Annotated in this window: 12 protein-coding genes; 2 read left to right on the top strand and 10 right to left on the bottom strand. The window is 40.7% G+C overall.

Annotation, left to right across the window (positions count from 1 at the left end; all coding sequences use genetic code 11):
• Window positions 1-56 precede the first annotated feature (56 nt).
• From GXK58_RS16735 to GXK58_RS27045, 3 genes are all read right to left on the bottom strand, one after another.
• Entirely contained in the window at window positions 57-2,102 is a 2,046-nt protein-coding gene (locus GXK58_RS16735) for a glycoside hydrolase family 2 protein (RefSeq protein WP_160724308.1), read from the bottom strand.
• 511 nt (window positions 2,103-2,613) lie between these two features.
• Window positions 2,614-3,207 (bottom strand): biotin transporter BioY, encoded by a 594-nt coding sequence (locus tag GXK58_RS16730; protein WP_160724307.1) that lies wholly within the window; start codon window positions 3,205-3,207, stop codon window positions 2,614-2,616.
• Window positions 3,208-3,324: 117 nt separating this feature from the next.
• Window positions 3,325-3,483 (bottom strand): hypothetical protein, encoded by a 159-nt coding sequence (locus GXK58_RS27045; protein WP_202171383.1) that lies wholly within the window; start codon window positions 3,481-3,483, stop codon window positions 3,325-3,327.
• A 296-nt stretch (window positions 3,484-3,779) separates the two neighbouring features.
• On the opposite strand from GXK58_RS27045, the gene GXK58_RS16725 reads away from it, so the two are divergent.
• Entirely contained in the window at window positions 3,780-4,316 is a 537-nt protein-coding gene (locus tag GXK58_RS16725) for a ribonuclease H-like YkuK family protein (RefSeq protein ID WP_160724306.1), read from the top strand.
• A gap of 39 nt (window positions 4,317-4,355) precedes the next feature.
• Here GXK58_RS16725 and GXK58_RS16720 read toward each other — a convergent pair whose 3' ends face one another.
• From GXK58_RS16720 to GXK58_RS16700, 5 genes are all read right to left on the bottom strand, one after another.
• Window positions 4,356-5,816 carry a PAS domain-containing sensor histidine kinase gene (locus tag GXK58_RS16720; RefSeq protein WP_160724305.1) on the bottom strand — a complete coding sequence of 487 codons (1,461 nt, stop codon included), beginning with the start codon at window positions 5,814-5,816 and terminating at the stop codon, window positions 4,356-4,358.
• Window positions 5,817-6,005: 189 nt separating this feature from the next.
• Window positions 6,006-6,953: a siderophore ABC transporter substrate-binding protein gene (locus GXK58_RS16715; protein WP_160724304.1), complete on the bottom strand. Its 948-nt coding sequence runs from the start codon at window positions 6,951-6,953 to the stop codon at window positions 6,006-6,008.
• A gap of 17 nt (window positions 6,954-6,970) precedes the next feature.
• Window positions 6,971-7,732: an iron ABC transporter ATP-binding protein gene (locus GXK58_RS16710; protein WP_160724303.1), complete on the bottom strand. Its 762-nt coding sequence runs from the start codon at window positions 7,730-7,732 to the stop codon at window positions 6,971-6,973.
• Window positions 7,729-8,682 carry an iron chelate uptake ABC transporter family permease subunit gene (locus GXK58_RS16705; RefSeq protein WP_160724302.1) on the bottom strand — a complete coding sequence of 318 codons (954 nt, stop codon included), beginning with the start codon at window positions 8,680-8,682 and terminating at the stop codon, window positions 7,729-7,731. The genes GXK58_RS16710 and GXK58_RS16705 overlap by 4 nt, the downstream gene beginning before the upstream one ends.
• Complete coding sequence (locus tag GXK58_RS16700) at window positions 8,675-9,625, bottom strand: ABC transporter permease (RefSeq protein ID WP_160724301.1); 951 nt, start codon at window positions 9,623-9,625, stop codon at window positions 8,675-8,677. The genes GXK58_RS16705 and GXK58_RS16700 overlap by 8 nt, the downstream gene beginning before the upstream one ends.
• Window positions 9,626-9,859: 234 nt before the next feature.
• On the opposite strand from GXK58_RS16700, the gene GXK58_RS16695 reads away from it, so the two are divergent.
• Entirely contained in the window at window positions 9,860-10,345 is a 486-nt protein-coding gene (locus tag GXK58_RS16695; protein ID WP_160724300.1) for a hypothetical protein, read from the top strand.
• 95 nt (window positions 10,346-10,440) lie between these two features.
• Here the strand turns inward: GXK58_RS16695 and GXK58_RS16690 are convergent, their stop codons facing one another.
• On the bottom strand, window positions 10,441-11,454 hold the full coding sequence (locus GXK58_RS16690; protein WP_160724299.1) for a DUF418 domain-containing protein: 1,014 nt from the start codon (window positions 11,452-11,454) through the stop codon (window positions 10,441-10,443).
• A 282-nt stretch (window positions 11,455-11,736) separates the two neighbouring features.
• Window positions 11,737-13,098 (bottom strand): arsenic transporter, encoded by a 1,362-nt coding sequence (locus GXK58_RS16685; RefSeq protein WP_160724298.1) that lies wholly within the window; start codon window positions 13,096-13,098, stop codon window positions 11,737-11,739.
• Window positions 13,099-13,361 lie beyond the last annotated feature (263 nt).

Here is a 13,361-nt window from a genome sequence, read left to right as displayed (position 1 = left end):
TTTTTTTCTGCAGTCAAAGAGGTCATTTCATGTAGATGACCCCTTTGACTGTACCATTAGCGGATCGGGTTCGCTGCGTTTTTAAAGGTGTCATATACGATACGTGGTTTTTCTTTGTCGAAAGACATTAAGCCCATTGTGGAAATTCCGTTAATTTGTTGGTTGTAGTTATTTCTTTCTTTATAATCTTTTAACACCCAGAATGTATAACCTGCCATATAGGATAGACGGCTAGGGTCTGTTACCTGGTTCCAGTGATTTAAGAACTTATACGCTTGCCATTCTTCTGTTCCGGACTGTGTTTCTGGTCCGTGATTATTGATTTCATCTGCATAGGCCCATGTTCCATTTTCCGTAATGAGAATCGGTTTATTTGGATAGGTATTATGAACAATATCCACTGTCCGCCCTAGGTCTGAATCCTCCATATAAAAATACCCAAAGTATTCATTTAAACCGATCACATCCGCCAAGTCATAGGCTGGGTCCCAGCTGCTGCCAGATGCCCATGTGACGGGGCGCTTTTGGATATCAACGCTTTTGACCGCTTCCTTCATATCTGCCAGCCAATTACGATAAACGGTTTGATCATCCCAAATTCCCGACTCGTTCTGTAATGACCACATAATCGTGGAAGGGTGATTGATTTGATTCCAAGCCATGCTTAGAGCTAATGCTCTTGAAAGACCGTAAGAGTTGGTTTGCAGTGCTTCCTGCTTTGTATCAAGCCACATATTCTCTACTTCATCCATTACCATTAATCCATGCTGATCCGCAAAATCGTACACATATGGATGACGATTGTAGTGGCTATTACGCAGGAAGTTTGCATTGACATTTAGAACATGATTTAACTCCGTATCATACTCTTCAATGGTCATAGAGCGGCCGCTTGCGGCTGTTTCTTCATGCCAGTTAAGACCCTTCAAAAACACCTGTTTCCCATTTAGCGTTAATTTTCCATTTTCTACAGCAATGGTTCTCATTCCATAATTGGTAGAAAGACTGTCATCGATAGAGCCGTTCCCTTTTTGTTGAACCTGACCTTCCCCTTTACCTTTATAAAGTTCTGCGGTTACTTGATAAAGCGTCGGGGTATCCGGAGACCAATAGGCTGCATTTGGAATCTCGAAATCCATTGAAACCACTTTTACTTCCCCAGGTTTTAATTCCACATCCTGTGACTTGGGAGCTCCACCTGTTTGTTCCCCTGGATCGACCACTAATTGACGATGTACTTCTTTGTCACCATGGTTGTATACGACCACTTTTGTGGTTAAGCTATGATCGCCTGTTGCAGTTAATATTTTACTAACATTTACATCGGAGGCTGCCTCCAAATAGACACTGCGTGTAATCCCGGCATACGGCCAAAAATCTACCGGTTTATACGGAAGCTCTGTGTCAGCTGTAACAGGTTTTGGATTCGAGCTTGTATAGGAATCAAAGGTCGGTTTTCGGTAAACGCGGACTGCAACTACATTTTCTTTTCCTGGTTGTAGAAATTTACCTACATCAAGGGCAAAAGGTGTATATCCCCCTTCATGTTCCCCCGCCAAATGTCCATTTACATAAACCCATGCACGATAGTTAACCCCGAGAAAATTAAGCTTAACAAATTGGTCTTTCCAATTTGCATCTGGTGAAAAATGCGTGCGGAACCACGCGTAACCATCGTAAAAAGCACTTCCTTTTCCAAAGTTGGATCCATCGTATGTACCAAATTCAGGGGTATCATACAGATCCCAGCTGCCTGGAACCTTTTCTTGCTGCCAATTTTTATCATCGTATCCTTGTGCAAACCATTTTTCATCCATCCCTTGATTATTGGGGTCCATGGCAAATTTCCACTTCCCATCAAGGCTTAAATAACTTCTGCTTTGCTCTTTTAACGTCCATGTATCAAAGGAAGGAACTGGTTCCCCATATTGATACAGCACATTCGTTCCATCAATTGATTTTACCTTTGTATTCATCGGTTCATGTTCAGAAGCAGCTGCCGTATTTCCGTTTGTCTCTGCTTTGGCATTAGGCAGCCCAGCAAAAAGCGTGGAACCTAGAAGAAAAACTCCAATCCCAAAACTAGTCCATTTTCGATTCATTTGCCAACCTCCCGTTTACAATCATTCTTCATCCTAAATAGTAGGTATTTTCACAGTTGTAAAGCTTTGATGGATGATTTCAAATTACTTTGAAATCGGTTTCATAAAATCATAAAAATGAAACGCTTACAATTTTATTGAAACGCAAACCCTTTTTCATCACCTCCTTAATTGCAACCATTTGTGGTTTCTAAAGAAAAATAGGTAAAGTTTCAATATATATGCCGCTCTTATATTATTTGGTCCCTTAATGAAACTGGTTATTTTTGAAACCGATTTCAAAAATAAGTTTCATTATCACCTAGATACGTATTTTTAAGAACTTTTTAACAATTTCACCTAAATTTTACATGATAAACTTCTCCTTTGTCATGGGTCTATTTTCTTAAGTTAAGAAGAAACCAAGTACGTGAGTAAAACTCTCTAGAAAGAACCTTCCAACAATGCATACAAAAGCGGATCAACCTATCGGTTGATCCGCTTTTGCAATGTGGCAATGTGAGTAATGGTGTCAGGCACCACGTTTGATTTGTTTGAATTGGCCCTTGGATAGGACGGTTTTTTCGAGGCGGTGGGCCATTATTCCGGCTAGGACGGATAAGATGATATCCTTTGGCAGCGGGGCTGCCATCCATAGCCATGCCATCTTGTATGTGAAGCCTTCTGGTGCTGAGGCCCAAAGTTTGTAAGCAAAATACATCCAGTTGGTTCCAAACAGATAGTTGACCGCCATTCCGATTAACGAAGCAGTGATAAACGCAGGCAGGCTTTTATTCCGTTCCACCATTTTCCCAATCATAAATGCAACTAATATATAAGAAAGAACAAAGCCAAATGTAGGTCTTATGATGATGGAAAGCCCGCCAGTAAAGTCAGCAAAGACAGGAACTCCGACTAAGCCCACTAACATATAAACGGTCATGGCAACCGAACCTAAACGGCTTCCTAAGATCGCTCCTGCTAATATAGCAAAAAAGGTTTGCAGCGTAATCGGCACTCCGCCCACATGTAAAAACGGAGCAATCGTCGAAATATTGGCCCCAATAGCCATCAGTGCCACAAACATAGCTGCAAGTGTTAAATCTAAAGCTCTTAACCTTCTCATTTAATCCCCACCCCTATTTTTTATCTTATTTTTAAGATAAATGGTAAGGATAGCTATTGTCAACTAAATATTAATATTAGTTAACAATATGAATATTGAAAGCAAAGGATCATTAGCTTATTTATTACGGCAGTTTTTACAAACTTGGATCGTCTCTCCTGTTTCTGTTTTATGCGAATATAGCAATTTAATCCCGGTTTTTGCGCATAATGGGCATGTCCCCCGTCCATTTGAAGGCAAGCTGCTGATCGTCTTTCCTCTGTTTCTTTTTGCCATTCTCATCATCCTCTTCCTATTAATCTTGTTTCTTTATCTAATGATGGACTGGCATAAAGATTGTTAGGCAAATAATTGTTTTAGGAATAAAATTTTTCCTGCCAGATTGCTGTATCTCCAAAAGATGAAGCCTGGACAGTCTGCCTGCCACCTGTCTATTTTTTCACAATCCTACATACATATTAATTAGATTGAATTCCCATAGCTGTCCGCACGAGATTTGTTCTTTCACCATAAGATAGGAATAAGAAGCAGTTTTATTATTTCTTATGAAAGGAAAGATGTGATGTTTATATATGGAGAATGTTTCAGTGTATAACCATTCATTTAAAAATCTGCAGGAAAACGGGCTCTCGTTTGAACAGGTGTTTGAACGGATTGTTACATTCATGAACTTAGATCCGAAAGGCCACTATCGTTTAATGGTCGGCACAGATTCACAGGTTCATAAATCGCAAACTGTTTTTATTACAGGTATTGTCATTCAAAATGAGGGAAATGGAGTATGGGCCTGCATTAGAAAATACGTGGTCCCAAGGAAGATGACCCAGCTCCACGAAAGGATTTCATTGGAACTATCATTAACAGAAGAAATTGTTGCCATGTTTACTGAGGAACGGAAAAACCAGCTTATCTCCATTGTCCTGCCGTATATATATGAAGGGGCCACCTTCACCATGGAAGGGCATATCGACATTGGGGCAGGCAAACGTAATAAAACAAGAGAATTTGTGAAAGAAATGGTTTCCCGAATGGAATCGATGGGGGTAGCTCCAAAAATAAAGCCAGATGCCTTTGTGGCCTCCAGTTATGCTAACCGTTATACCAAATAAGCGTCAGACACCCAAATCTTCTGGTATCTGACGCTTTTTTTATACATATTCTAATGTCACTGCAACAGTTGTACCTTTACCAAGTTTACTTCCAATCTTCATTGTGCCGTTATGCTCTTGGATAATTTTGTTGCTGACTGTTAAACCCAGCCCAATCCCCTTGTCCTTTGTCGTATAGAACGGCGTACCGAGGTACTCCAAGAGCTGACTGTCAATTCCAATCCCTTCATCGGTAAACTGGATCAATACTTCTTTCTCATTTACTTTTTGAACATCAATATAGACCTTGCCCCCAGACGGCATCGACTCTATTGCATTTTTTAAAAAGTTAACAAAGACTTGTTTCAACTGATGAGGGCTGCAAAGCAACTCAATATCCTCTGTGGTGAAACGGTTAATGATCTGCACATTATGTAAGAGTGCTTGCGGGTGTAAAATGTTAACAGTGCTCTCTAAAATAGTACTTAAACTCTCTCTTTCAAATTGAATGGCCTGCGGTTTGGCCAGCGACATAAATTCATTAACAATCATATCGATTCGGTCAAGTTCATTCATGATAATCGATAGATAATCTTCTTGCTTTTGTTTATCGATTGTACTTTTTAAAAGCTTGGAAAAACCTTTTAATGAGGTCAACGGGTTGCGGATTTCATGAGCCACCCCTGCAGCCAATTGTCCAATGATCGATAAACGATCAAGATTACGCAGAGCATCATCATTTTTGACCCGGTCGCTAATATCCCTTCCGACCGTTACAAATGCTTCTAATTCTCTATTTTCATTATAAATAGGGGACATGTTTGTCTCCGAATAAATAAATCCATTATCAATCGTTCTCATTTTCACCTGGTACAGCTGCGGTTCTCCCGTCTTTTTGAGTTCCTCATATACTTTGTCAAAGTTCTCTTTCTCTTCCGGCAGGATGATATTGTATACGTCCTGCCCTACTAATTCCTCGGGAGGAATTCCTACCCCTTGTGTATGTGAAGGAGAAGCATACAGGACCCTTTTATCTTTGGAATAAAGCTTAATCATATCGGTGGTATTTTCTGTAATCAACTGATATAACTTTCGCGTTGTCTTTAATTCCCGTTCAATTGTTAAATGTTTGGTAATATCACGATAACTGCCGATGATGGCGATAATTTCTCCGCTTGAGTTTCGCAGAGGAGAAAATGATACGGCAATATCTAGAAGGCTTCCATCTCTGTGATAGAATTGTGTCACAAGATCATGGATAAACTCCCCTTGTTTAACTGCCTTAATAACATCATCCGTTAAATAAGAGTGAATAACATCCTCAAATTTGCGCCCTAACAGCTCTTTTTCCGTATAACCAAAAATTTTCGTATACATCATATTGACGCGGATAAAACGATCTTCCATATCCACCATGCATATACCATCGGCCGTCCCATTTAAAAACAAGTCAATTAATTCATCAAGATTAATAGCATCTGATTCACTCAATCCGCCAAATAAAGGAAAACTCTTAGCCATATATATCTCTCCAAACATAAGCTCTCTTACTCCATTTTTACAAAACTTTGGAATAAAAGAAAGAGGTAATTGGTGACAGGCACCAAAAAAAGACATTCGCTCTTCTTTGTCCTTCTGGGATGGACATATAGATAAAACGCTTGGCCTCTTCGGTAAGCCAAGCGTTTTGTTCCAACCATTTCATTTATTTTATAGGGCTGATTCTATTTCTTTTGCCATACTCTTCATTGATTGCAAACCACCGCCGCTTAGGTACCAAGAATCAGCATTTAGGTAAATAACCTTTTTATCCTGATACGCAGTCGTTTTCTTAACTAACTCATTTTCAACGATTTCTTTGGCACCAATTTCTCCTCCAACAGCCGTAGAGCGGTCAATGACAAATAAAACGTCAGGATTTTTTTCTTTGATATATTCAAATGTTATGCTTTGTCCGTGGGTAGAGACCTCGATTTTTTCATCCGCTGCACCGAAGCCAAAAACGTCATGAATGATGCCAAACCGGGAACTTGGGCCGTAGGCACTTACTTTCCCTTCATTCGCTAAGATAATAAGACCTTTTTTATCCTCTGCAGACGCCTTTTTATTTAATTCATCCACACTTGCCTGAATGTCCTTCAATTCACTTGCTACCTGATCCTCTTTTCCAAAGATCTCACCAATTGTATTCATATTTTGAGTAAATGAATCCATGTAGTGAACATAATCCATTCCAACATACACGGTTGGTGCAATCTCAGCAAATTGATCGTATAATTCTGCCTGGCGCCCCGAGATAAAAATAACGTCCGGCTTCAATGCATGGATGGCTTCGAAATCAGGCTCTTTTAAGCTGCCGACATTCGTATACTTTTTATCCGCGTATTTCTTTAAGTAAGAAGGAATTGCTGTTTGAGGAACACCTGTGACGTCTATACCTAACTCATCTAGGGTATCTAACACACCAAAATCAAAGACAACAACCTTCTTCGGATTTTTTTCAACTACCGCTTCACCATACTCATGCTTTATTGTCACCTTCTCTTCTGACTGCTCACTTGAAGCGGCTGTATTGGAGGTCTCCTGCTCCTTTGTTCCACAAGCTGCCAACACCAAAATCATCGTAAAAACAAATCCTATTAAACTCCATTTCTTCATCTGTTCCACTCTCCTTTTTATGAATTAAAATAAACGCAGATTCGGCAATTGTTCATTTCCTGAATCGGAATATCCATGTCGTAAATCTCACTTAAGGCATCCGATTGTATAATCTCCTCAGTCGGTCCATTTTTGACCACTTTTCCGTCTTTCATCGCGACAATCCAATCAGAATAGACCGAGGCAAAATTAATATCATGAAGCACAATAACTACCGTTTTACCAAGTTCATCGACCAGCCGGCGCAGTATTTTCATAATCTGGACCGAATGCTTCATATCCAGATTATTTAGAGGTTCATCGAGCAAAATATATTGCGTATCTTGAGCAATGACCATCGCGATAAACGCGCGCTGACGCTGTCCTCCGGATAATTCGTCTAAAAAACTATCCTGTAATTCAGTGAGATGCATGTACTCTAAGGATTGGTCCACCACCCGCTCATCCTCTTCGGTAAGCCGCCCCCTGGAATAGGGAAACCGTCCAAACGAAACCAGTTCACGAATGGTGAGACGAACATTCATATAATTGGATTGTTTTAGAATCGAAACCGATTTCGCAAAGTCATTGGACTTCATCTTGCGGACATTGGAGGTATTAAGCAGCACCTCCCCTGTATCTGCATCAAGCAGCCTGCTCACCATCGAAAGAAGCGTTGATTTTCCAGCGCCATTCGGTCCAATGAACGAAGTAATTTTACCTGGCAGTATATCAACCGTTACATCCTCGACCACCGGCTTCTTACCGTAGAACTTCGATAATGACTTTACTTGGATCATACTGCTTTCCTCTCCTTTAATAGTAGATAGATAAAGTAGATTCCGCCGAAAAAGTTAATAATGACGCTTAGGGTGGTTGAAAAGGTAAAGAGCCGCTCGACTACCCACTGCCCGCCGACAAGTGCAATCACACTCATGACAACCGCACCACTAATGAGAACCTTATGTGTATACGTTTTAAAAAACTGATAAGAAAGATTCGCCACAATTAAGCCAAAGAAGGTAATCGGCCCCACCAGAGCCGTGGAGATGGAAATAAATATGGCTACGATAATCAGCATTTTCTTCACAATCGAATCATAAGGAACGCCGAGATTAATCGCCCACTCCCTCCCCAGTGATAAGACATCGAGGTATTTCATATAGCGCCAGGCATAAATAATCACGACGCCCACCAGCAGCAGCGCAAGCCAGACCAAATCGGCATTAACATTATTGAAACTAGCAAACATTCGGTCTTGAACAATCTGAAATTCATTCGGATCAATCAGCACCTGAAAGAAGGTGGAGATACTCGAGAAAAAGGTTCCGACGATAATACCAATTAGAAGCAGAAAGTAAATGGACTGACCGCCCTTTTTAAAAAGAAACCGATACAGACCAAGGGCAAACAAAATCATGATTACTATAGAAATCAAGAAGTTTACCTGTTTATTCACAACTGCTAGATGGTCTGAGCCGAGAAAGAAAATGATGACGGTCTGCAGCAGCAAATAAAGGGCATCAAGCCCCATGATGCTTGGGGTTAGAATACGATTATGGGTAATCGTTTGAAAAACAACTGTTGCATACGCAATCGTAAACCCAGTAATGACCATTGCGATTACCTTTACAACCCTTCTAGGCAGGGCATAATCAAAACTCCCATTTAAATCATGGAATAAATAGATTCCACAGCATAACAAGGCAACTAAGATAAGCCCCCCCATTTTCGTCCAATGGTTACGCATAGGCTCTCCTCCTAAAAAGCAGATAAAGGAAGATTCCGCTGCCTATGACACCGACCATAAGGCTTATCGAAATTTCATAAGGGTAAATGATGATTCTTCCTAAAATATCGCAAACTAGCAAAAAGCTCGCTCCAAGTAAGGCTGTATGCGGGAGCGTCTTTTGCAAATGGTCACCTTTAAAAATCGAGATGATATTTGGAACAATTAGACCGAGAAACGGAATCATTCCGACTGTCAGAACAACCGTTACCGTGATTAACGCAACAAGAACCAGCCCGATATTGACAATTCTGCGATAGGCAAGGCCTAGATTTTTTGAAAAATCTTCCCCCATTCCTGCCACGGTGAAACGGTTGGCATAAAAATAGGAAATAATTAAAATCGGAATACTTATGTATAGGAGTTCATAACGACCTTTCATGATCATCGAAAAATCGCCTTGGAGCCACGCCGACATATTTTGAATGACATCTGCCCGGTAAGCAAAGAAAGTCGTTACTGATGATAAGATGTTTCCAAACATTAAACCCACAAGCGGGATGAAAATGGCATCCTTGAATTTAATTCTCTCGAGTATTTGCATAAATAAAAACGTTCCCGCCAGTGCAAAACCAAAGGCAACCAGCATTTTTTCAATCATCGAGGCATTGGCAAACAAAAGCATCGACACCAATATTCCTAAGCGGGTCGCATCTAGTGTACCAGCTGTTGTCGGTGAGACAAATTTGTTTCGGCTAAGCTGCTGCATGATTAATCCAGCAATGCTCATTCCTGCTCCGGCAAGGATGATGGCCACAAGCCGCGGTATCCTGCTGATTAAAAATATTTGTGTTTCCTCAGATTGTAAGTTTGTGAGATCGCTGGGTGAGATGCTTGTAACCCCTACAAACAATGAGACCCCTGACAATAGTAATAACACCAATAATAGATATCGTTTTTTCATCGCTGTCTCCAAAGGTTTATTTTTAAACAAGTGAGATTGAAAATCATTATCACTTATATGTAGTATAAACAATGGGTAAAAATGGTGTCAATACGTAAATGAGAATTTCTATCAATTTCATTGGATTTCATTGGTAACTTCTCGGGCGGCGGTTGGATGGCTTAACATTTTTTTCACACCCTAACATATTGGACTTCCAGCACCTCATAAATTGAGGATTAGGGGGTGAGCCAAGTGAAAAAAGGTCTATGGGTCATTGTTCTTCCATTTTTGCTGTTATTGTCAGGCTGCTTTAACGATCCTGTCCAAGATGATTTGATGAATTATGTTAATAAGGAAATTAAACAAGCGGGGAAATTAGAAGCGGCGGCGGTATCTGCCTATGAAGGGGTTGCCGGTGCCAATTATAAGGATGATCAAACGATGTACGATGCCCTCACGAAAGAGGTAATTCCAAACTATAATGAATTTATTCAGGAATTGGATTCAGTCAAGATAGAAACCGATGAACTAAGGGAGATTCACGAGATTTATATAGAGGGTGCCGATATACAATATAAAGCGTTTGTCACCATCAAACAGGCGATAGAAGAGCAGGATCCTGCCCTCATTCAAGAGGCTAACGATATGCTGGCAGATGCCAGAGAGCGGATCCAAGATTATAAAAGTAAATTGAACAAACTGGCAAAAGAACATAATGTGAAAATAAAGAGCAGCTAAACTTTAAGTTTTTTCAGCAGAAAACACAGAGCCATCGAAGCCTTGCTCTGTGTTTTTTGGGGTGGACGGCTCGGACCTGCATGAAAGTATTTATGCTAGGTTCTTTTTCGCATGGGCGGAAATTCTAAATAGGTCAACGCCCTCCACACCCACTCCAAAGGGCCAAACTTGAAATAGCGCAGCCAAAACGTACTAAACAGTAATTGAATCATTATAATAATAATGCAGATTAATAAGGATTGAAGGCAGGTAAGAGGATTCACCTGACCAAGCACTTTCCCCGCCAGCAAGATAAGGACTGTTTGCAATATATAATTAGTAAAGGCCATCCTTCCATAGCGTTTTAGCGGTGCCAATAGTTTACGGAAAAAGTGATTTTGCAATAAGAGCACCATGCATCCAGCATAGAATGCGGACACAAGCGGACCTATGGTAATGCCTCTGCTGATAAATTGCTGCATTTGGACGGGGTGCGCATCATTGGCACTTATAGGTAAAGGCGGTGCCGATTGATATTGAAAAATAAGCCCAGCGGCACCGGAAAGAAACATAATTACTGTAAAAATAGCGGTTGCCTTTTTTAGCTGTGTTATTCTTTCAAATACATGATATTGGCCTGCAGCAATTCCCAATAGCATTAATGGGATAACCATAAAAATTTTGGCAGCAAAAAAAGCTAATACCACGAGCATGACGATGGCAAACACGAGATTGATGTCTCTCTTTACCTTGTAAAATGGCAGAAGAAGCAGTCCGGAGACCGCATAGACGGTTAATGCCTCCCCAGGATGAAACTGAACGTGGACTAAACCAAACAGGAGTAATATCGTTATTCGCCTTATAAAAAGTACGGTTCCATTTCTCCCTCTCGAATTGGCACGGGATATAAACAAGTAAAATCCGACACCAAATAAAAAGGTAAAAATCGTATAAAAGCGGCCTTCAATGAATAAATACAAAAACCGCCAATAAGCCGAAGCGGCTGTCCCTGCTGCCGGGGGATCCACAGACAGCAATGGGCCGATATTAACCAAAATAATCCCAGCTAAAGCAAATCCCCGCAAAAAATCCAACAGATCAATCCGCTCATTCTCCCCGATCGAACTCATAACACACCCCTTCTCGAGTCTAACATATGGTGCCTGTCACCAATAGTAACCTTGATATTTTTTTTAAGGTGATGAACATAGTTATACAAGGATTCATATTTTATTTATATATCGATATTACTAAAAAACGAAAAAGAACCGTAGTCTTTTAGTACTACGGCTTATGTGTATAAATGTGAGCGAGTGAATCCAATCTTTGTCGGCCAAACAAGTTTGGATTATTTTTTTTTGTTTATTTCTGATCATAGGGGTCATCGATTCTCTTCCTTTTTCTAACTGAACTTACTGGAGTGCTCCTCCAAACAATCCGGATACCCAATAATACAAGATTACTAGCGTGAACAAAGTGGCAGGCGGTATGACAACCACTGTAACCTTCACATATTCCCACCAAGAAAACTTAACCTTCCCTTTCCGAATAATATGCATCCACATCAGTGTAGCAAGAGTCCCCATCGGCAGCAGGAGTGAGCCCATATCACTTCCAATTACATTTGCCAGATAAGCAATTTTCAAGGTAAGCGTGTCTAGCCCCATATGTGTTAACGTAAGCGTTCCAACCATCAGGGCGGGATGATTGTTAAAAATATTGGAAAGTACGGTTAAAAGTGTCCCCATCATCACACTGGCATTCAGCAAACTTCCCGACACCATTGGCCGCATGAAACCGATTAGCCAATCCGTCAGACCAATATTGTTCAATCCATAGATGATGACGTACATACTAAATGCGAAGATAAGAATATACCACGGAGTCTTTTTAATCATATCGATTGGCGGGATTTTTAGATAGGCCCATCTCCAGCCCAGCAGGATCAGCGATCCTATTACAGCCATTAAAGAAACAGGAATGCCAATATAGGAGGCGGCAAAAAGACTGATTCGTACACCAAATACAAACAGCAATACATTGCGCATGAATTTTGATCGTTCTTTTTCATTAGCATATTCCGGACCAAGCTTAAGTGGATGATAAGATTTGCGCGTTAAGCCGCTTACCGTGGCAGGAACGGTTTTCGGCAGTATCCTTTTAAAGCGCAGGTACAGCAAAAAGACAAGGAACAGCAAGCCCAGCGTTGCCGGTACAAACATCATCGCAGTGTGTAAATAAAGGCTCATATGAACAATTTTAAGCGCGATTAAGTTAACAATATTACTTACCCCAATCGGTGCACTCGATGCTGTCGCAACCAATCCGCCTGATAATAAATATGGAATCTTCTGGTGGTTTTTCAGCCCCATATTATTAAGAAGCATGACTAAAATCGGTGTGGTAATTAAGATACTCCCATCATTATTAAAAAATAGGGTCATCAAAAAGCATAAGAGATTCACATACCAAAATAACCGAATACCAGACCCCCTGGCCTTGGCTGCCAATTTTTCCGCAACCCAGTTAAAAAATCCAAAGCTTTCTAAAACGATGGCCATAACAATTGTGGCGATAATCGTGATTGCGGCACCGCTTATCGTCTCTGTGATCATTCCGAGGTCGGTCAGCGAAACACTGCCGCTTAATAAAACAAAAATGGCTCCGACCGTTGCTGGAACTGCTTCATTAACCCCCTTAGGCCTCCAAAGAATAAAGATTAATGTAAACACGAAAGATAGGATGGTCATCCATACCATTGGTTGTAAAAACATATCTATCCCCTTTCATTCTAGTTAGTAAGACATGATGTTTCAGGGGTCGCCCCCCTCCCCCCCTCAGGTTTGTCCGCACTTGTCCCTCCCTTCCATTTATCTCTCTGTATGACTGTACTTCATTTATATGTAACACAACTAAGACAGGCTCTAGGTTTGTACCCTAATCAAGGATAAATCCACAGTAATCTAGATATTAAAAAGGGTGACAGGCACCACGGATGGACAAATGTCCATCCGGTGCCTGTCACCCTTACTAAGTT

This window comes from Bacillus sp. USDA818B3_A (assembly GCF_009928415.1).
Lineage (GTDB): Bacteria > Bacillota > Bacilli > Bacillales > Cytobacillaceae > Neobacillus.
The sequence above is the reverse complement of the archived record's forward strand: the minus strand, read 5'-3'. Positions and strand labels throughout refer to the sequence as shown.